The organism is Streptomyces sp. P9(2023), assembly GCF_032436795.1.
Classification (GTDB): Bacteria; Actinomycetota; Actinomycetes; order Streptomycetales; family Streptomycetaceae; genus Streptomyces.
Genome location: NZ_JAUPWM010000002.1, coordinates 243,568 through 261,413, shown reverse-complemented (window position 1 = coordinate 261,413; position 17,846 = coordinate 243,568). Strand labels below are relative to the sequence as shown.

The following is a 17,846-nucleotide window of genomic DNA, read 5'->3' as shown; positions in this document are numbered from 1 at the left end:
CTCCGGTATCCAATCTGCAGTCCCATCTGGATCCAATCCGCATTGGATCCAGAAATGGATCGGCGCGGCGGCCGTAGGCGAACTAACGTTCCTCCTCATGACCGATTTCGATCTTCCCCCACGCCTCGGCAGCCTGACCTTCCACGGGCCGCTCTCCGAGGCTCGTGCCACCCGCATGATCCGGCGGATCGCCGAGACCTCGCCCGCCACCGTGCTCGACATCGGCTGCGGCTGGGGCGAGTTGCTGCTCCGCGTGCTCGACGCCGCACCCGGGGCGACCGGTGTCGGCCTCGACATCAACGCCGAGGACCTGGCCAGGGGCCGGGTCCTCGCCAAGGAACGCGGGCTGGCCGAACGGGTCGAGTTCGTGGAGGAGTCGGCGCTCGGCACCACCCGTGGCCCGGTCGACGCCATCCTCTGCCTCGGCTCCAGCCAGGCCCTCTGCGACCCCGAGCAGCCCCACGATCCGGCCGCCGCCCTGCGGGAGTTGCGGCGCCTGGTCCGGCCCGGCGGCCGGGTCGTCCTCGGCGAGGGCTTCTGGGAGCGCACCCCGACGGACGAGGAACTCGCCGGGATGTGGCCCGGCGCGAACATCGGGGACCACCTGCGCCTCGGCGCGCTCGTGGACCTGGCGATCGAGGCGGGCTTCCGGCCCGCGCTGATCGAGACGGGAAGCCGGGAGGAGTGGGAGGAGTTCGAGTCCGGTTACCGTCACGACACCGAACTCTGGCTCGCCGCCCACCCCGACCACCCGCTCGCCGGCGAGACCCGCGAGCGCGTCGACCGCCAGCGCTCGACCTGGCTGAACGGCTACCGCAACGTCCTCGGCATTGCCTATCTCACCCTCGTCCCCGTCGGCTGACCAGCAAGTCCCGCTCCGGCACGGACAGATGAAGGACCTGGTAGCGGTCGCCCGCTTCCTCGGGGATCACGGCGCCCTCCGCCCAGAGGGTGAAGGACAGCAGCTCCCAGTGCCGGGGATCGATCGCGAGCGCGCTCGCGACCACGCCGGCGCGCCGGGAGTCGTGCCCGTGCGCCGTGACCGCCTCCGCCACCACGTGACCCGGCGCGATGTCCCCCGATACCGGGGACGTCCGTCGGGTCGCGGTCCGGGGGCGGGGCGGCGGCCGCCGGACCCTCCTCGTACGCCAGACCCGTCCAGTGCTGCACCACCGGCCGGCCGAAGTCGTTCACGATCCCCTGGAAGCCGGGGCCCCAGAGGAAGGAGTTCATGCCTTCCGGGGTGTTCCAGAGGTAGAACGGCGCGTACTGGTTCACCGGCGATCCGTCCGCGCGCTCCCGCATCAGGTACGCCTTGAGGCCGAGCCCGGGGAAGTCGTCGAGCAGATGTCCCCTGGTCGCGACCCGCTCGCGGATGATTCCCATGTGGTAATCGGCGGGGAGAGTGATCTCGTACTGCATGGCGTACATCGGGCGGTCTCCGCTTCTGGTCCGGATGCTCAGGCGGTACGGGTCGACAGGTGGGCCAGCAGGCCGAGCAGGCCGCGGACGGCGGTGTCGAAAGCGGCAGGGGAGCCGGAGGCGCGGGCCAGGACGTAGCCACCCTGTACGGTCGCCACGATCGTGGCCGCCAGTTCGGCCGGATCCGTCGGACCCGCCAACTCGCCGCTGTCCAGACCCTCCTGGAGGACCCCGGCGAGTCGGCCACGCAGCCATTCGAGGGTCTCGTCGACCGGCGCGCGCAGCTCCTCGCTCGCCATGACGTCCGGGTCCATCGTCAGCCGTCCGACCGGACAGCCGCGCAACACCTCGCGCTCGCGCAGCAGATACGCCTCCACGCGCGCGTGCGCGGATCCCTCACCACTGAGGACCGCCTCGGCCGTTGCCCGCATCTCCTCGGCAGTCCGCCGGATCGCGGCCAGCGCCAGATCCGGCTTCCCGGCGAAGTGGTGATACATGCTGCCCTGCCCGGCCCCGGCGGCCTGCTGGATCGCCTTGGGGCTCGTCCCCACGTAGCCGCGCTCCCAGAGCAGCTCCCGGGTCGCCTCGATCAGTCGCTCGGAGGTCGTCATGGGGGAAGTGTACATACTAGTAGGTACAGAGGCTGGTGGATCCAATATCCGATACCCGATATCCAATATCTGATATCCGATGTAGCCCTCGCGGGCCGCCGTACTCCCCACGGCGTACACGCGAAGCCGCTGGCCGTACGACGACCCGGACCCCCTCCACGAGCGAGTCTCGAAGCATCGACACACGCGACACACACGAACCGCGTACGAGGAGCTGAGAGCCATGAACACACTCGCCCACTCCGGGCCCGGCGCCTGGGTCCTGTTCTTCCCGCTCATCTGGGCGGCCGTGATCGTCACCGTGATCACCGTGCTGCGCCGTACCGGATGGCGCGGCCCGGGCGGCAGGCGCGGCCCCGGTCCCCGCCCCGCCTACGACGAGCAGTCCCCGATCGCGCTCCTCGGCCACCGGTTCGCGGCCGGCGAGATCGACGAGGACGAGTACTGGCGTCGGCTGACGGTCCTGGAGGAGCAGTTCGGCCGGACCGCCGGACCCAAGGGGCGTGCGGCATGACGCGCACCGCCCCCGACACCGTCCCACGTACGGCCCGTACCGCCGCCCGGGTCGTGGACGCGGTCAAGGTCTACGGCGGCGGAGACACCCAGGTCAGGGCCCTCGACGGGGTGAGCGTCGACTTCCCGGTCGGCCGCTTCACCGCGATCATGGGCCCCTCGGGCTCCGGCAAGTCCACCCTCATGCACTGCGCCGCCGGCCTCGACACCCTCACGTCCGGGTCCGCGATCATCGGCGACACCGACCTCTCCACGCTCGACGACCGGCGGCTCACGCTGCTGCGGCGCGAGCGGATCGGGTTCGTCTTCCAGGCGTACAACCTGCTGCCCACTCTCACCGTCGCCGAGAACATCACCCTCCCCCTCGACCTCGCCGGAACCACCCCCGACCGGGCCTGGCTGGACGCCCTCGTCGACACCGTCGGCCTCCGCGACCGGCTCCACCACCGGCCGAGCCAGCTCTCCGGGGGCCAGCAGCAGCGCGTCGCCGTGGCCCGGGCCTTCGCCGGCACCCCCGACGTCGTCTTCGCCGACGAACCGACCGGCAACCTCGACTCGCGCTCGGGCGAGGAGGTGCTGCGGCTGCTCGGCCGTACCGTCCGGCAGACCGGCCGTACGGTCGTGATGGTCACCCACGACCCGGTCGCCGCCGCCCACGCCGACGAGGTGGTCTTTCTCGCCGACGGGCGGCTCGTCGACCGCATGGCGGGGCCGACCGCCGAACGCGTCCTCGACCGTATGAAGGCCTTCGACGGCAGGACGCCCGCTTCTGGCCCAGGGGTGCCGTCATGAACGCCTCCCTGAAGCTCAGCCTCTCCGGCCTGCGCGCCCACAAGCGGCGCTTCGTCGGCACGCTCACCGCGATCCTGCTCGGGGTCGCCTTCCTGACCGGCACCCTCGTCATGGGTGACACCCTGCGCGCGAGCTTCGACTCGCTCTTCGGCAACGCCACCAGCGGCACGGACGCCGTCGTCCGCAGTACGAGCGTGGTCACCGTCGAGGGGGAGAGCCAGGGCACTCGCAGCAGCGTCGCGGCCTCCCTCGCCGACGACATCGCCCAGGTGCCCGGCGTCGCCGCGGCTGTGCCCCGGATCGAGGGCGCGGGCCAGCTCATCGGCGCCGACGGTGAGCCCATCGGCGGCCAGGGCCCGCCCACCCTCGCTGGATATTGGATCCAGGACACCGCACTCAATCCGTACGCCCTCGCGGAAGGCCGCGCGCCCGAGCGGTCCGGTGAGGTCGTCGTCAACCGGGGCGCCGCGGAAACGGGCGACCTGGCGCTCGGCGACACCACCGTGCTGCGCACCCCCGACCCGGTGAAGGTCACCGTCGTGGGCCTCGCCACCTTCGGCGGCGAGGGCGGCATGGCCCAGGTCACCTACACCGGGATGACCCGCGCCGACGCCGAGAAGTACCTGACCCCGAAGCCGGGCGACGCGGCGGGCATCCTCGTCAGGGCCGGCCCGGGCACCTCGCAGCAGGAAGTCGTCGCCGCACTCACCCCCGTACTCCCCGAAGGTGTCGAGGCGATCACCGGCGAGCAGTCGGCGCAGGAGAACACCGACATGATCTCCGGGCAGTTCCTGACCCTCTTCACCACCTTCCTGCTGGTGTTCAGCGGGGTCGCGCTGCTCGTCTCCGTCTTCTCCATCCACAACACCTTCGCCATCGTGGTCGCCCAGCGGACCCGCGAGAACGCCCTCCTGCGCGCGCTGGGCGCCTCCCGGCGCCAGATCGTCGGCTCGACGCTCGTCGAGTCGGTGGCCGTCGGTCTGGTCGCCTCGGCGGCCGGGCTGCTCGGCGGCATCGGCGTGGCGGCCGGGCTGCAGGCGCTCTTCCCGGCGATCGGCTTCCCCTTCCCCGAAGGGGAACTGGTGATCAGCGGCCTGTCGATGGCGCTGCCCTTCGCCGTCGGCCTGCTGGTCTGCGTCGGCTCGGCCCTGCTGCCCGCCGTGAAGGCGGGCCGGACCGCGCCGCTCGCCGCGCTGCGCGAGACCGCCGTGGACGACTCGGGTGCCTCGCGCAGCCGGGCCTTCATCGGCATCGGGCTGCTGCTCGCCGCCGTGGCCGTGGTGCTCACCGGAGTCCTCGCGACGCCGTCGCTGTGGCTCGCCTCCGCAGGGGCGGTGCTCGCTCTCGCCGCCTTCGTCGTACTCGGCCCGGTGGCCTCCTCGTACGCCGTACGGGTCCTCGGCGGACCGCTGCGCGGCGCCAACCGGGGGCTCGCCCGGCGCAACGCCCTGCGCAGCCCGAAGCGGACCGCGGCGACCGCCACCGCGCTGATGATCGGCGTCGCCGTCGTCTCGCTCTTCACGGTCTTCGGCGCCTCGCTGAAGGCGACCATGGACCAGACGGTCGCGCGGTCGTTCGCCGGTGACGTGGCCGTCAGTACGCCGGCGTTCGGCGCCGGAGGCAGCGGGCTCAGCCCGCGGCTCGCCCCGGCGCTCGCCGAACTGCCCGAGGTGGAGACGGCCGTCGGCCTCGGCCAGGGTGTGGCGGAGATCGACGGCGAGGGACGGGCCCTGACCGTCACCGACCCGGCGGCACTCGCCAGGTCCTTCGACCTCGGCGCCGTCCAGGGCTGGCTGGCGGGTCTCGGCACCGACGGCATCGCCGTCGCCGACACGGAGGCGGACAAGTCGGGCCTCAAGCCCGGCAGCACGACCGAACTCGCTTTCACCGACGGCAGCCGGCACACCTTCACCGTCAAGGCCGTCTACGAACAGTCCGAACTGGCCGGGGACTACGTCGTCACCCGCGAGGCCTGGGCCCCGCACCAAGCCCAGGACTCCGACCGGCTCGTCGCCGTGAGCTTCGCGGACGGCGTCCCCGCGGACGCGGGCAAGGCGGCGGTGGAGGACGTCACGGCGGCATACGGCAACCCGGACGTGCAGACGCGCGACGAGTACGCCGAGTCCTCGGCGGGCGGCATCGACACGATGCTCACGCTCGTCTACGCGCTGCTGGCGCTGGCCGTCCTGATCGCGCTGCTCGGGATCGCCAACACGCTGACCCTGGCGGTCCACGAGCGCACCCGCGAACTCGGCCTGCTGCGCGCGGTCGGACAGACCCGGGCGCAGTCGAAGGCCATGGTCCGATGGGAGTCCGTCCTGGTCGCGGCCTTCGGCACGGTCGGCGGTCTCGCGCTCGGCGGCTTCCTCGGCTGGGTCCTGGTCAAGGCGTCCGACGGCGCGAGCGACAGCGCGTTCGCCTTCACCGTCCCGCCGCTCCAGCTCACGGTCGTCGCCCTGGTCGGCCTCGCGGCGGGCGCGGTGGCGGCCTGGCGCCCGGCAAGGAGGGCGGCCCGCCTGGACGTCCTACGGGCGATCGCCACGGAGTGACGCGCGGTGCAGGATGACGTCCATAGATCGGATCCCGGATATTGGATCCGATCTATTGGATCCAATCTGATGGATCCGGTATCCGATGCGCGCGAACGGGCGCGTAGAGGCGCCGACCCCGCCGGCGTCCGCTCAGCCCGCCAGGACCGAGCGGGCGACCGCCGGGGCGTGGGTCGGCTCCTTGGGGGTGCCGAAGGGGACGCCCTCAAGGCTCGTGCCGTGCGCGCCGTTGAAGCGGGTGTTGCCGGCGAAGGGGCCGTCCGTGGTCGCGCCGTACACGGCGTGCGCGCGCGACGGGACGGCCACCGCGGGCGTGGGCGCCGGCAGGGTGAACCAGATGACCTTCCCGGCGTCGTGCGGGCGGATGCCCCAGCTCTCGCTGACGGCCTCGATGATGGCCAGACCGCGGCCCGAGGTGGCGAACTCGTCGATGGCGTCGAGGTTCCTCGACCCGGCCCACCCGTCGATGTCCGGTATCCGCGGGTCATGGTCGTGGACCGAGACGGTGAGGCGATCGAGCAGCAGCTCGATCTCGACGGTGCACATCTTGTCCGGCTGTGCGTGCCGGTGAACATTGGTCAGCAGCTCGGTGACACCGAGCGCCGCATGGTCGATCAAGGCATCGAGATGCCAGTAGCGCAGATGCGCCGATACGATTCTGCGGACCTGACCGATCCGCGACGGCAGGGCCTGGAGCTCCACCGTGCAGTGCCTGCTTGGCTCGCTGATCACGGCTGCGACTCCCCGAAGTTGAGGTCCGGAAGAAGACGAAGATTCGGATCTGTCATGCGGTACAGCAGGGCGGCGGGCTGGATCACAGCGTCACCGCCGGTAAACCCTCGGTGAGGTGGTTCCAGCCTGAACCAATGGTGACGGACCCGCAACTCGCGGCGACCCGTCGCAGGTCACCGGCGTCACATGTGTCACACATACATCACATGCGTCGCACGCGTTCCGCGTGTCTCATCGGTGCGACGTGCCCTGGTTTCGGCCCTTCGTGGCCCGCTTCAGGGCTTCGAGGAAGCCTCCCGGCCCCGAGGCCCGGTCCTTCGGGCCGCGCGCGGGCCCGTCCATGGTCAGCCGGTACCGCGTCCCGTTCACCGTCGCGACCGTCTCGTCCGGCTTCGCGAACCAGGGCCGTCCGGCCCGGACCGCGCCCACGGGGGCGCTGTCGATCTCCCGGCCGTAACTGGTGAGCAGCGACAGCCGGCCGTCCTCGATCCGGACCTCGCCCGCCCGCGTCAACGACCGCGGCCAGCGTTCGATCCGTACACCCGTGGCCGTGAACTGCGGCTCCTCCCCGGGCTCCGCCGCCCCGGGCCGTACTGCCTCGGACTCCGCCATCTCGCTCCGCCCCCTTCGCACCGGTTGCTCCGTCCAGTGTGCCGGGCGGGCCGCGACCGCACCAGAGGCCCCCGCCGCCATCGGCCGCGCAGGCCCGCACGAAGGAGTCCCAAGGGACTCCTATGGACCCCCAAAGCGAACGTTTGTGCAGGTGAGCGAGTTATCGTCGGCATTGAGGGACCAGTGGGGGACCTGCTGGGCCGGACGAGGAGAAGGACGTATGAGCACCACCGAGAACACGGCGCGAGCCGCGGTCGCGACCGTCGACGTCGACCACAGCGACCCGGCGTACCGCAGCTGGCTGAAGGAGGCCGTCCGCAAGGTGCAGGCCGACGCCAACCGCTCGGCCGACACCCATCTGCTGCGCTTCCCGCTCCCCGAGTCCTGGGGGATCGACCTCTACCTCAAGGACGAGTCGACCCACCCCACCGGCAGCCTGAAGCACCGCCTCGCCCGCTCCCTCTTCCTCTACGGCCTGTGCAACGGCTGGATCCGGCCGGGCAAACCGGTGATCGAGGCCTCCAGCGGTTCGACCGCCGTCTCCGAGGCGTACTTCGCCAAGCTGATCGGCGTGCCGTTCATCGCGGTGATGCCGCGGACCACGAGCGCCGAGAAGTGCCGGCTGATCGAGTTCCACGGCGGTCAGTGCCACTTCGTGGACGACTCCCGCACGCTGTACGAGGAGTCGGCGGCGCTCGCCGAGCGCACCGGCGGGCACTACATGGACCAGTTCACCTACGCCGAGCGGGCCACCGACTGGCGGGGCAACAACAACATCGCCGAATCGATGTACCAGCAGCTCAAGTTGGAGCGGTACCCCGAGCCCACGTGGATCGTCGCCACCGCCGGTACCGGCGGCACGTCCGCGACGATCGCCCGCTACGTCCACTACATGCAGCACGACACCCGGATCTGCGTCGCCGACCCCGAGAACTCCTGCTTCTTCGACGGCTGGACGCACAACGACCCGAACGCGACCGCAGACTGCGGCTCGCGCATCGAGGGCATCGGCCGCCCCCGGATGGAGCCCAGCTTCGTGCCCGGCGCCATCGACCGGATGATGAAGGTCCCGGACGCTGCGAGCGTGGCCGCCGTCCGCGCCCTGGAAGGGGCGATCGGCCGCAAGGCGGGCGGCTCCACCGGGACGGGGCTGTGGAGCGCCCTGAAGATCGTCGCCGAGATGGTCGAACAGGGCCGCACCGGCAGCGTCGTGACCCTGCTCTGCGACCCTGGCGACCGCTACCTCGACAAGTACTACTCCGACGCCTGGCTGGCCGAACAGGGCCTCGACATCACGCCGTACGCGGCCGCTATCGACCGGTTCCTGGCGACGGGTGTCTGGCCGGAGTGAGCCGCCGGTCCAGCCGGCGCATCGCGTCACGGAAGGACTTGCCCACCCCCGGCCGGGCCAGCCGCATCGCGAGCAGGCATGGCGCGGCGCCGTCGACCGCCATCGTCCAGCGGACCCGCGTCCCCGACCCGGCGGGGGAGAGGGTCCAGTCCTCGACCATGGCGCCGATCCCCGGCGCGTTGGTCTCGTCGATGCGGTACGCGTAGCGGGTGTCGGGGTCGTGGGCGAGGATCGTCTCCTGGAACACGACCCCACCACGCAGCCGGACCGTGCGCCCCGCGCCGTCACCGGTCGGCGCCGCGGAGGTGACCGCGGTGAACCAGGAGGGCATGGAGCCCAGTTCCACCGCGATGGACCGGAACACGGCGGACGGCGGCGCAGCCAACTCGGCCGTGAACACCAGCCGTACGGGCGCGGACGCGGCGAAGTCGAGCTCCACGAGCCTGAGTCGGCGAGCCATGGAACGGTCCTCCCGAGGTGTGGAGCTGAGGACCGCCCACCCTAGCTGACGTACAGTCAGATGCCCAGCAGTCCTTCCATCGCCCGGCCGAACAACCTCCGTCCCGCCAGGGCCAGTACGGGATCGAAGACACCGGGCACGCCGCGTAGCCGCAGCTCCTCCACCCACACCGCGCGGGCGCCGCCGTCCCGAAGCTCGTACACCTCGATCACCGCGTGGCCGAGCACCACCCGCCCGCGCTTCTCCAGCCGGCAGCGCCCCGGCCGCCCGGGCGCGGGCGGCTCCCAGACCACCACCTCCATGAGGTCGTCGAAGGCGAACCGCCCGATCCCGGTCCGGGCCACGAACCGGGTCCCCGTCCGCGTGGGCCCGGGCGTGAGCAGCCGGGTCCGGGTGAGCGGGACCAGGCGGCCGTGCGCGCGGAAGTCGGTGAGCCGCCGCCACACTTCCTCGGCCGGCAGCCCGGAGCGGCGCTCGACGCGGAAGAGGCTCACTCCTCCTCGCCCGCCACCACCAGGCCCGGCAGGTGGTCCGCCAGCTCCGCCCGGGTCTCCGGGGACAGGCCCGCGTCCGTCACCAAGGTGTCCACCTCTTCGAGCCGCGCGAACGAACTCAGCCCCACCGTCCCCCACTTGGTGTGGTCGGCGACCACCACCACCCGGCGGGCCGAGCGCATCAGCCGCCGGTTCGTCTCCGCCTCCGCCAGGTTCGGCGTCGAGAGCCCGGCCTCCACAGAGATCCCGTGCACCCCCAGGAACAGCACGTCGAAGTGGAGCGAACCGATCGCCTGATCGGCCACCGGCCCCACCAGCGCGTCCGACGGCGTCCGCACCCCGCCCGTCAGCACCACCGTGGCCGCGCCCGGCCGCGCCTCGCCCGTCGGCCGGCCCGCCGTGCCGGCCGCGGGCGCCCGACCCGACGTGCCTGCCGCCGTACCGGCCCCCTGGGCGGTGTGGAAGACATCGGCCACCCGGACCGAGTTCGTCACCACCGTCAGATCCGGTACGTCCAGAAGATACCCGGCCAGCGCGAACGTGGTCGTACCGCCCGACAGCGCGATCGCCGACCCCGGCGCCACCATCCGCGCCGCCGTCCGGGCGATCTCGTCCTTCGCACCCAGTTCCAGCGCGGACTTGGCCTCGAAGCCCGGCTCGTGCGCACTCGTCCCGCCCACCGGCACCGCGCCGCCGTGCACCTTCTCGACGGCACCCTGGCGCGCCAGCGCGTCCAGGTCCCGGCGGATCGTCATGTCCGAGACGTTGAGCCGCCGCGTCAGCTCGTTGACCCGTACACCGCCACGCCGTCGTACCTCGTCCAGAATGAGGGCGCGCCGCTGCTCCGCGAGGAGATTCTGATGGTCGCTCACCACCGGGGCCGATCCTTCCGAAGGGAACTGGGGGATGGAGGGCGGATTCCGTGAGAGCCCCTGCACCGGCCCCCGGGTTTCCGCGATCCTGATTGCCCGATCCTGAATTGCCTGATCCTGCTTGCCTGGTCCTGATCCTGATCGCCTGCTGTCGAATCCTCCCACCCAGAGAGTGAGGCACCGACGTGCCCCCTGCCTCTCGCGCCCCCAAGAGCGGCGGCGCGGCGCTCGAACTCCTCGTCCACGGCGTCGGCGGAGCCACCCCCCAGGACATGCTGGGCGACCCCCGTACGGTACGGATCACCGGCGACACGACCGCCGCCGTGCACCGGCGCGCCGCCGACGCCGACGCGGAGGGCCACCCCGAGCGCTACGCCGAGCGGCCGGTCCCGGAGGCGTACGTCTGGTCCAACCTCACCTCGGGCAACGGCGCCCGCGCCCTGTGGCTGCTGCTCCTGCCCTTCATGGTCGCCAACCTCGCCCACTGGATGCGCCCGCCGGGCAAGGGACACCCGCGGCTCGTCCGGCTGTACGGGACGCTGGTGCGGCTCGTGGCCCTCACCCTCACGGTGCTGCTCACCGCCGCCGCCTGCGAGGTCGCGCTCGACCTGACGGCCTGGCAGTGCGCGGGCTCGGCCGTCTGCGCGGAGGACCGCGCGTGGCTCGGCTTCCTCTCGGCGGAGCGCGGCGGCTGGTGGTCCCAGCCGGGCCGGCGGCTCGCGCTCGCCGCCGTTGTCCCGGCTGCGCTCGTCGGGCTGCTCTGGTACCTCTCCAACCGGACGTGGAGCGCGTACGAGGCCCAGCGCCCGCCCACGGGGTACGACGAGGACGCGCCCGACGAGCCCGCCCGCCCCGCCACCGTGACAAAGCCCGATGTCGGCGCGGAGGCCGCCACCGAGGTCGACGCCGACGCCGAGCGCCCCGGGAGCCCCGAGAGCCCCGGCTCCCCGACCGCCACCGAAGTCCGCCCCGCCCTGGGGCGGCCCGGGTTCTGGTTCGGACGGCGGCTCGTCGCCCGACTGCGGGCAGCGCACACCGCCGCCGGGTTCCTGACCGTCGCCGCGGCCGTCACAGGAGCCGCGGCCCGCCACGACCGGGATGCCCAGGGCGTCCTCCTCGACGCCCTCGGCCGGTCCCTCCAGGCGGCCTACGTCGTTCTCGCCGTCGTCGTCCTCTGGGTCGTGTGCCGCCGGGGCCGCAGCGAGAGGCGCCTCGACCTGCGCCTCGAACGGGCTCTGGTCTCCTGGCTCCCCGGCACCTCCCTGATCCTCCTCGCCCTCGCCGTCCTGCACGCCGGCTGGTCCCGCCCCGGCTGGACGTCCGCCGGTACGCTCCCCGGCGACGCCACCTTCGGCGTCCTCACACTCGCCCAGGGCGGCATCGTCGTGGCCCTCGGAGTCGTCGCCCTCCTCCTTCACCGCCCGGCCCGCGCTCCACGCACCGCACTCCACGGCCTCGGCGGTCCCTCCGTCGCGATGCTCGCCTGCGCGCTCGGCGGCGTGATGTCCGGCGGCGTGGCCCAGCGGGTCGCCGACTGGCTGGACGGGCCCGGGACGCCCGGCATGGGCGCGGGCTCGGCCATCGCCCCGCCCGTGCTGCTCAGCTGGCAGGCGTCCGTCATCCCGATCCTGCTCCTGATGCTGCTCGGACCGGCCGTCGTCCTCGTCGTACGGACCGCCCGCGCCGCCCGCCGCCTCGGACCCGCCGTCGAGGCCGACTACCGTACGGAGGACCCGGATCCGGTCCGTACCGGACGGATCTCCGCCGCCCGCGCCACGGCCTCCCTCACCGACGCCGCCCCCGCGCTCGTCGGCACGATCTCCGGATCCACCCTGCTGCTCGGCGCCGCCTCCGTGGCCGGCGCCTGGGCCAGCGGCAACGTCCCCGGCCGGGCCTTCGACGGCGCCCACCCGGCGATCGCGTCCGTCGCCGCCACCGCCCAGTCGCTCGGCTCCTGGATGATCGGCTTCGGCTTCCTGCTCTTCGTCACCTGGGGCCGCCGCGCCTACAAGGACGCGTCCGCCCGCCGTACGATCGGTATCCTCTGGGACGTCGGCACGTTCTGGCCGCGCGCCGCGCACCCCTTCGCCCCGCCCTGCTACGCCGAACGGGCCGTACCCGACCTCACCTGGCGGATGAGCTCCTGGACCCGGCACACCGGCGGCCGGCTCGTCATCTCCGGCCACTCGCAGGGCAGCGTGCTCGCCGCGGCCGCCGTCTGGCAGCTGCCGCCCGCGACCCGGGGCCGCGTCGCGCTGCTGACGTACGGATCCCCCCTGGAGCGGCTCTACGGGCGCTGGTTCCCCGCCTACTTCGGGCCCGGCCCCCTGCGCGCCCTCTACGGCACGGTGCACTGCTGGAGCAACCTCCACCGGCCCACCGACCCGATAGGCGGGCCCGTACGGGTGCCCGCCGTCGGCGACAAACCGGCCGTGGACCGGACCGCACTGCTCGACCCGGTCGTCTACGGCCGCACCCCCGAACACCCGCTGCCCGAACCGATCCTCGGCCATTCCGACTACCAGGCCGACCCGGCGTTCGCGGCCGAACGGTCCGTACTCCTCGACCGGTTGCCGCCCGCCCTGCCGCGCCCCAGGGACGGCGGGGCCGACAGGCCCACGGGTCAGGGGAGTTCGGGCAGGTCCTCCGGATAGAGCAGCGTCAGGTCGTCCGTGCTCGCGTCGGCGAGCACGGCGACCCGGCCCGCGTGCCGCTCCACCATCGACTCGAACGTCTGCCGCGCCGTACGGCCGTTGCCGAACGCCGGTCCCTTCGGCAGCTCCGTGAAGAACTTCCCCAGCGCCTCGACCGTGCCGTCCGCGAGCCGGTACTCGTGCTCGTCCGCCTGCTGTTCCACGATCCGCACCAGCTCGTCCGGCACGTAGTCGCTGAAGCTGATGGTCCGTGAGAAACGCGACGCCACACCGGGGTTGACCGTCAGGAAGCGTTCCATCTCGTGGGTGTACCCGGCGACGATCACCACCACGGCGTCCCGGTGGTCCTCCATCAGCTTCACCAGCGTGTCGATCGCCTCACGCCCGAAGTCGCGGCCCGAGTCCTCCGGGGACAGCGCGTACGCCTCGTCGACGAACAACACCCCGCCACGGGCCCGGTCGAAGGCCTCCTGCGTACGGATCGCGGTCGAGCCGATGTGCTCGCCCACCAGGTCGACCCGGGAGACCTCGACCAAGTGGCCGCGCTCCAGGACGCCGAGCGAGGCGAGGATCTCGCCGTACAGCCGGGCCACCGTCGTCTTGCCCGTGCCCGGGTTGCCGGTGAAGACCAGGTGGCGGCGGACGGAGGCCGCCTTGAGGCCCGCCTCCTGCCGCTTGCGGCCGACCTCGATCATGTTGGTGAGCGTCCGCACCTCGTGCTTCACGCTCTCCAGGCCGACAAGGCCGTCCAGTTCACCGAGCACGTCCCCCGAGGGGCGTGCGGCGGGCTCCGGCACGGGCTCAGGCGCCGGCACGGGCGCGGTGGCGACGGGGGAGCGCGGTGTGGGAACCGTGCCAAGGAGACCCGCCGACTGCCCCCGGTCGGCCGTCGCCGTCAGGACCGTCCCCGGATCGGCGCCCGGGGCGCCCCGGACCGCGCTCTCGTCGCTGGTGCAGTCCTCCGCGACCGGACCGTCCTCCGGGAACTCGTACCCACCGCGCGCACACCGCTCCGTACGGCACTTGCGCAGGCTGGTACGGCAGCCGTCCATCACATGGAAGCCGTACCCCCCGCTCCCGGTCACCCGGCAGCCGTGGAACGAGCCGCGCCCCTCCGCCGACACGTAGAACCCGGCCTCGGCGGGCGAGGTGACCGTGCACCGCTCGATCGTCGGGTCGGCGCCCTTGGTGACGATCACCCCGGTCTGCACGGCGTCGATCGTGCACCCGCCGAGCGTGCCGCCGCTGCCGTGGTCCCGGAACCAGGCACCGGTGGAGGCCTCCCGGATCCGGCAGTCGTCCAGCTGCGCGGTCGCCCCGTCGCTCACCGACACCGCCGTGTTCCGCACCTGCGACAGATCGCTGTCGACGACGTCCACGCGCGAGCCCCGGTCGAGCACGAACAGCGCGTCCGGCACGTCGTGCACCCGGCACGCGTCGAGAACGGCGGTCGCCCCGTCGCTGATCCAGACCGCCGGATAGTCGCCCGTACTGTCGTGGATCTCGCACTGGTTGGCGTCCACGCGCGTGCCCGGGTCCCACACCGACAGACCGTTGCGGCCGAAGCGGCGCACGGTCGAACGGGTGAGCGTCAGCACCGAACGGGACCGCAGGTCCACCGCGTTCTCGGGGATGTCGTGGATGTCGCAGTCGGAGAGGGTGAGGACCGCGTCCGTGTCGAGGGTGATCCCGTCGGCCGAGGTGCGATGGACGGAGGAGTCGGTCAGATGGACGGTGGCGCGGGCCGCGATCTGCAGACCGGCGCCCTTGATCTCGTACACCTCGCAGCCGACGCCCTCCAGGCCACTGCCCTCGCCGGTGACGGAGATCCCCGCGCCGGAGGCATGATGCACCCGGCAGCGCTCAAGCCGCGGGTGCGCGCCCCCGCGCACCGAAACCCCGGACTGACCGGCCGCGACGATCTCGCACTCCTCGAACACCCCGCCCGCGCCGTCGAGTACGGCGATGCCGACGCCCGCCGGATTGTCGACGGTGATCCGACGGACCGTGGGACGGGCCGCGCCACGCACCTCCAGGCCGGCCGCCGACCGCGTCACGATCCGCAGATCGAGCAGCTCGGGGGTGCCGTCCTCGACGAGCAGCGCGGGCGCGGCGGAGTCCTGTCCCTCCACGTGCAGGTCCTGGACGGTCGCCGAGGCGCGCACGGTCAGCGGTACGCCGTCCACGGGGGCGATCCGGACCGAGCCGATCCCGCCTTCGGGGCCGCGCAGGGTGACGGCGCGTTGGATGACGAGGTTCTCCCGGTACGTGCCGGGGGCGACGGTGAGGACGTCGCCGTCCCCGGCGGCCTCCAGAGCCGCGGCGAGGGAGGCGTACTCACCCGTGCGGCGCCGCCACCGCGATGTGCCGGTGTGCGTCACCTGGACCGTGCCCTGTGCCATGGGTGTGCTCTGCCCCCGCCTCATGCGTCGCTGCTGATCCGATGCCCCACCGTAGCGCGCGCGACGGCACCGGGTTGACGGGTCAGCTGCCCGCGCCCGTACGGCCCCAGTCGGGACCGGCCTTGGCCCACGCGCGGTCGAGTCGCCGGTACCGCCCGTGTACCAGTCGGCGTACGACGAGTCTCCTGGCCGCCTCCACGAAGACCGCCGCGAGGGTCGCCGCGAGCAGCCCGACGGCGACGGCGTGCGCGTGGGCCGTATCGGGCCGCATCGGTGGGGGGACCGGACGCCCATTGCGGTCGGTCCACATCGCGAAGGTGTCGCCCGGATCGGAGAGCTCGGGGCGGGTGGCCACCGTGCCCGTACGGGACGTGCCGTCCGGGGCCTGCCAACGGGCCACGACCGCCCGCCGGGACGGCTGCTCGGCCGCGGACTCGGGGCTCTGCAGGCCGGGGGCCGGGGCGTCGGCGAGCCGGATCACCCGGGCCGTCGTGGGCAGCCGCTGGAGGCTCTGGGCGCGGACCGCGTGCTGGAGGGAGGCGTCCGTCCCGGTGCCGGCGATCCAGCCGGCCGCGGGGACGGCCAGCGCGAGCAGCACGACCGCGGTGAGGGCGACCCACGCCTCGATCAGGTCCGTGGTCCGGCGCAGCGGATTGTGCCGCCAGCGCCAGACTCCGGTGGCTGCGCGCACGGGCCCACACCCCCTCGTCGTCCGTGGTTCTCCCAACGAGTCTGCCCCGGGGGCGGGTTCCCCGCCTGTCGGGACGCGAAGTGTGACGCGATCGCGTGCGTGGCCGGAGGGACGGCCCGGAGCCGGGCCGTCCGGCTGTCCGTCACTCCATCCGTCAGTCGAGGATCTTGACCTCGTCGCCGACCCGGATGGTGCCGCGGTGCTCCGGGACCAGGTTCTGGCCGAAGATCACCTTGTTGCCCTGCCGCCGGTGCGCGCCGAGGGTGCGCAGCGGCTCCTTGCCGCGCGCGGCCGTGAGTTGGTCGGTGGTGGTCACGACGCAGCGGCCGCAGGCCCTGGCCACCCGGAACATGACCTCCCCGATGGCCAGCCGGGACCAGCCGTCCTCCGCCCACGGCAGGGTCCCCTCGATGACCACGTTCGGCCGGAAGCGGTTCATCGGCAGTGGGCCCTCGTCGGCGTGATCCCCCTGGGCGATGAGCGCGTTGAGGGCGTCGAGGGAGGACGTACAGGTGGCCAGGAGCGGATAGCCGTCCGCGAAGCTCACCGTCTCGCCCGGCAGCGCGTACGCCGGATCGATCGGACGCCTGCGCGCCGGGTCGTCCATGTGGACGAGCCGGGCCTCCGTCTCCAGGAACGCGCTGAACCACGCGTCGGCCGCCGGTCCGGCCGGGACCGCCTCCACCGGGGTGTCGAAGACCTCCACCCGCATCGTGGACGACGGCCGCGGCACCTCGACCGACAGCGCGGGCCGGCCGGCGGCGGACAGTCTGATGCCACCGCCGGGCAGCGGTTCGGCCGAGGCCAACGCCATCCGCGGATGACGGCGTTGGGTCACGACCTTGCCCGACGCGTCCACGACGGTCCAACGGCGGTCGCCGGCCAGTCCCCAGGACTCGACCTCCGCCTCGGCGGGCGCGTGTCCGCGCAGCGCCTTGACCGGGTGGACATGGACGGAGTACAGGCGAGGAATCTGCATGCCGCCATCCTGCCAATTACTCCGCGCCTCGTGTCGGTCAGTACCCCTGACCCTGGTAGGGGCGGTTGTACGGGTCCTGGTACGACGCGGGCGCCGGGGCGGGCCGGGCCGCGGCCGGGCGCATCGCCTCGTAACCCGTGGCCGCCGGACGCTGCGGCTGCGGGTGCTGGACCCCTGGGTAGCCGCGCGGTCCGGCGGGCTGCTGCGGGATGTACGGGGCCGGGGCGTGCTGCAGCGGCACGGGGGCCATCTGCTGCGCGGGCTGCGGGTAGCCGTACGAGGCGCCGCCGCCGTAGGAGGGGGTGTGACTGGGTCCCGCCGGGAGGGCGGGCAGGGCCGCGGGCAGCGCCGGCAGATAGCTGTTGCCGGTGTCGTACGCGGAAGGCACTCGGATCGGGGCGATCTGAGGCGTGCCCCGCTCCGCGACCAGGGAGTCGTAGATCGGGGTGTCGGGGAACGACGGCGCGGTGTAGTAACCGCCGCCGTAGGTGGAGCGGGGGGAGGTCATGGCCATAAGTTAAGCCCACGATGTGCTGGTTGGGGAGCCCGATAAGAGGGTTGTTTGACGGGTTCTGAGTGACCGTCGATCCACAATGCGATCGAACGTGACAAAAACGGTCGTGCTCAGAGGCGTCGAAGGGGCGCTGATCTTGAAAAGGCGAGCTGGGGAGGGGGTTACCCGCGGGTCTCCCTCGCCTGGGTGGCGCGTCCG

16 protein-coding genes and 1 pseudogene are annotated in these 17,846 nt (G+C 72.7%); 6 read left to right on the top strand and 11 right to left on the bottom strand.

Annotated elements, in window-relative coordinates; translation table 11 throughout:
- The first annotated feature begins 97 nt into the window (after window positions 1-97).
- Window positions 98-862: a class I SAM-dependent methyltransferase gene (locus Q5762_RS03690; protein ID WP_315890451.1), complete on the top strand. Its 765-nt coding sequence runs from the start codon at window positions 98-100 to the stop codon at window positions 860-862.
- Here Q5762_RS03690 and Q5762_RS03685 read toward each other — a convergent pair.
- Window positions 840-1,431, bottom strand: a pseudogene (locus tag Q5762_RS03685) (DUF4865 family protein). The gene Q5762_RS03690 and the pseudogene Q5762_RS03685 overlap by 23 nt on opposite strands.
- A 29-nt stretch (window positions 1,432-1,460) precedes the next feature.
- Window positions 1,461-2,033 carry a TetR/AcrR family transcriptional regulator gene (locus Q5762_RS03680; RefSeq protein ID WP_399494352.1) on the bottom strand — a complete coding sequence of 191 codons (573 nt, stop codon included), beginning with the start codon at window positions 2,031-2,033 and terminating at the stop codon, window positions 1,461-1,463.
- A 223-nt stretch (window positions 2,034-2,256) separates the two neighbouring features.
- Between Q5762_RS03680 and Q5762_RS03675 the strand changes: the two genes are divergently transcribed.
- Genes Q5762_RS03675 through Q5762_RS03665 form a run of 3 tightly spaced genes read left to right on the top strand, consistent with a single transcriptional unit; the run spans window position 2,257 to window position 5,887 of the window.
- Window positions 2,257-2,547 carry an SHOCT domain-containing protein gene (locus Q5762_RS03675; RefSeq protein ID WP_315890449.1) on the top strand — a complete coding sequence of 97 codons (291 nt, stop codon included), beginning with the start codon at window positions 2,257-2,259 and terminating at the stop codon, window positions 2,545-2,547.
- Window positions 2,544-3,338 carry an ABC transporter ATP-binding protein gene (locus Q5762_RS03670; RefSeq protein WP_315890448.1) on the top strand — a complete coding sequence of 265 codons (795 nt, stop codon included), beginning with the start codon at window positions 2,544-2,546 and terminating at the stop codon, window positions 3,336-3,338. Before Q5762_RS03675 ends, Q5762_RS03670 begins: the two co-directional genes overlap by 4 nt.
- Window positions 3,335-5,887: an FtsX-like permease family protein gene (locus tag Q5762_RS03665; RefSeq protein WP_315890447.1), complete on the top strand. Its 2,553-nt coding sequence runs from the start codon at window positions 3,335-3,337 to the stop codon at window positions 5,885-5,887. The genes Q5762_RS03670 and Q5762_RS03665 overlap by 4 nt, the downstream gene beginning before the upstream one ends.
- A gap of 132 nt (window positions 5,888-6,019) precedes the next feature.
- Here the strand turns inward: Q5762_RS03665 and Q5762_RS03660 are convergent, their stop codons facing one another.
- On the bottom strand, window positions 6,020-6,619 hold the full coding sequence (locus Q5762_RS03660) for an ATP-binding protein (RefSeq protein WP_315890446.1): 600 nt from the start codon (window positions 6,617-6,619) through the stop codon (window positions 6,020-6,022).
- Window positions 6,620-6,850: 231 nt separating this feature from the next.
- The gene (locus Q5762_RS03655) at window positions 6,851-7,231 is read right to left on the bottom strand and encodes a hypothetical protein (RefSeq protein WP_315890445.1); all 381 of its coding nucleotides are present in this window, start codon (window positions 7,229-7,231) and stop codon (window positions 6,851-6,853) included.
- Window positions 7,232-7,451: 220 nt separating this feature from the next.
- On the opposite strand from Q5762_RS03655, the gene Q5762_RS03650 reads away from it, so the two are divergent.
- Window positions 7,452-8,582 (top strand): PLP-dependent cysteine synthase family protein, encoded by a 1,131-nt coding sequence (locus Q5762_RS03650; protein ID WP_315890444.1) that lies wholly within the window; start codon window positions 7,452-7,454, stop codon window positions 8,580-8,582.
- Here Q5762_RS03650 and Q5762_RS03645 read toward each other — a convergent pair.
- From Q5762_RS03645 to Q5762_RS03635, 3 genes are read right to left on the bottom strand one after another with little or no spacing between them, the layout of a single operon-like run.
- A complete protein-coding gene (locus Q5762_RS03645) occupies window positions 8,542-9,042 on the bottom strand; it encodes an SRPBCC family protein (RefSeq protein WP_315890443.1) in 501 nt (166 codons plus the stop codon). The two genes, Q5762_RS03650 and Q5762_RS03645, sit on opposite strands and share 41 nt — an antisense overlap.
- A 56-nt stretch (window positions 9,043-9,098) precedes the next feature.
- Complete coding sequence (locus Q5762_RS03640) at window positions 9,099-9,536, bottom strand: SRPBCC family protein (protein ID WP_315890442.1); 438 nt, start codon at window positions 9,534-9,536, stop codon at window positions 9,099-9,101.
- Entirely contained in the window at window positions 9,533-10,408 is an 876-nt protein-coding gene (locus Q5762_RS03635; RefSeq protein WP_315890441.1) for a DeoR/GlpR family DNA-binding transcription regulator, read from the bottom strand. The genes Q5762_RS03640 and Q5762_RS03635 overlap by 4 nt, the downstream gene beginning before the upstream one ends.
- A 185-nt stretch (window positions 10,409-10,593) precedes the next feature.
- Between Q5762_RS03635 and Q5762_RS03630 the strand changes: the two genes are divergently transcribed.
- Window positions 10,594-13,062: a hypothetical protein gene (locus tag Q5762_RS03630; protein WP_315890440.1), complete on the top strand. Its 2,469-nt coding sequence runs from the start codon at window positions 10,594-10,596 to the stop codon at window positions 13,060-13,062.
- On the opposite strand, the gene Q5762_RS03625 is transcribed toward Q5762_RS03630, so the two are convergent.
- The 4 genes from Q5762_RS03625 to Q5762_RS03610 all read right to left on the bottom strand — a co-directional run bounded on the left by Q5762_RS03625 (window position 13,032) and on the right by Q5762_RS03610 (window position 17,642).
- Window positions 13,032-15,464, bottom strand: coding sequence for a right-handed parallel beta-helix repeat-containing protein (locus tag Q5762_RS03625; RefSeq protein WP_315890439.1), 2,433 nt, complete (start codon window positions 15,462-15,464; stop codon window positions 13,032-13,034). The genes Q5762_RS03630 and Q5762_RS03625 overlap by 31 nt on opposite strands.
- A gap of 82 nt (window positions 15,465-15,546) precedes the next feature.
- On the bottom strand, window positions 15,547-16,155 hold the full coding sequence (locus tag Q5762_RS03620) for a hypothetical protein (protein ID WP_315890438.1): 609 nt from the start codon (window positions 16,153-16,155) through the stop codon (window positions 15,547-15,549).
- Window positions 16,156-16,309: 154 nt separating this feature from the next.
- A complete protein-coding gene (locus Q5762_RS03615) occupies window positions 16,310-17,134 on the bottom strand; it encodes an MOSC N-terminal beta barrel domain-containing protein (RefSeq protein WP_315890437.1) in 825 nt (274 codons plus the stop codon).
- A 37-nt stretch (window positions 17,135-17,171) separates the two neighbouring features.
- Window positions 17,172-17,642 carry a DUF6643 family protein gene (locus tag Q5762_RS03610; protein WP_315890436.1) on the bottom strand — a complete coding sequence of 157 codons (471 nt, stop codon included), beginning with the start codon at window positions 17,640-17,642 and terminating at the stop codon, window positions 17,172-17,174.
- Window positions 17,643-17,846 lie beyond the last annotated feature (204 nt).

Excerpts from the sequence above, each read along its gene's own strand:
- Q5762_RS03690 (WP_315890451.1), top strand. The coding sequence starts at position 98 with ATGACCGATTTCGATCTTCCCCCACGCCTCGGCAGCCTGACCTTCCAC.
- Q5762_RS03680 (WP_399494352.1), bottom strand. The coding sequence starts at position 2,033 with ATGACGACCTCCGAGCGACTGATCGAGGCGACCCGGGAGCTGCTCTGG.
- Q5762_RS03675 (WP_315890449.1), top strand. The coding sequence starts at position 2,257 with ATGAACACACTCGCCCACTCCGGGCCCGGCGCCTGGGTCCTGTTCTTC.
- Q5762_RS03670 (WP_315890448.1), top strand. The coding sequence starts at position 2,544 with ATGACGCGCACCGCCCCCGACACCGTCCCACGTACGGCCCGTACCGCC.
- Q5762_RS03665 (WP_315890447.1), top strand. The coding sequence starts at position 3,335 with ATGAACGCCTCCCTGAAGCTCAGCCTCTCCGGCCTGCGCGCCCACAAG.
- Q5762_RS03655 (WP_315890445.1), bottom strand. The coding sequence starts at position 7,231 with ATGGCGGAGTCCGAGGCAGTACGGCCCGGGGCGGCGGAGCCCGGGGAG.
- Q5762_RS03650 (WP_315890444.1), top strand. The coding sequence starts at position 7,452 with ATGAGCACCACCGAGAACACGGCGCGAGCCGCGGTCGCGACCGTCGAC.
- Q5762_RS03645 (WP_315890443.1), bottom strand. The coding sequence starts at position 9,042 with ATGGCTCGCCGACTCAGGCTCGTGGAGCTCGACTTCGCCGCGTCCGCG.
- Q5762_RS03625 (WP_315890439.1), bottom strand. The coding sequence starts at position 15,464 with ATGGCACAGGGCACGGTCCAGGTGACGCACACCGGCACATCGCGGTGG.
- Q5762_RS03615 (WP_315890437.1), bottom strand. The coding sequence starts at position 17,134 with ATGCAGATTCCTCGCCTGTACTCCGTCCATGTCCACCCGGTCAAGGCG.
- Q5762_RS03610 (WP_315890436.1), bottom strand. The coding sequence starts at position 17,642 with ATGACCTCCCCCCGCTCCACCTACGGCGGCGGTTACTACACCGCGCCG.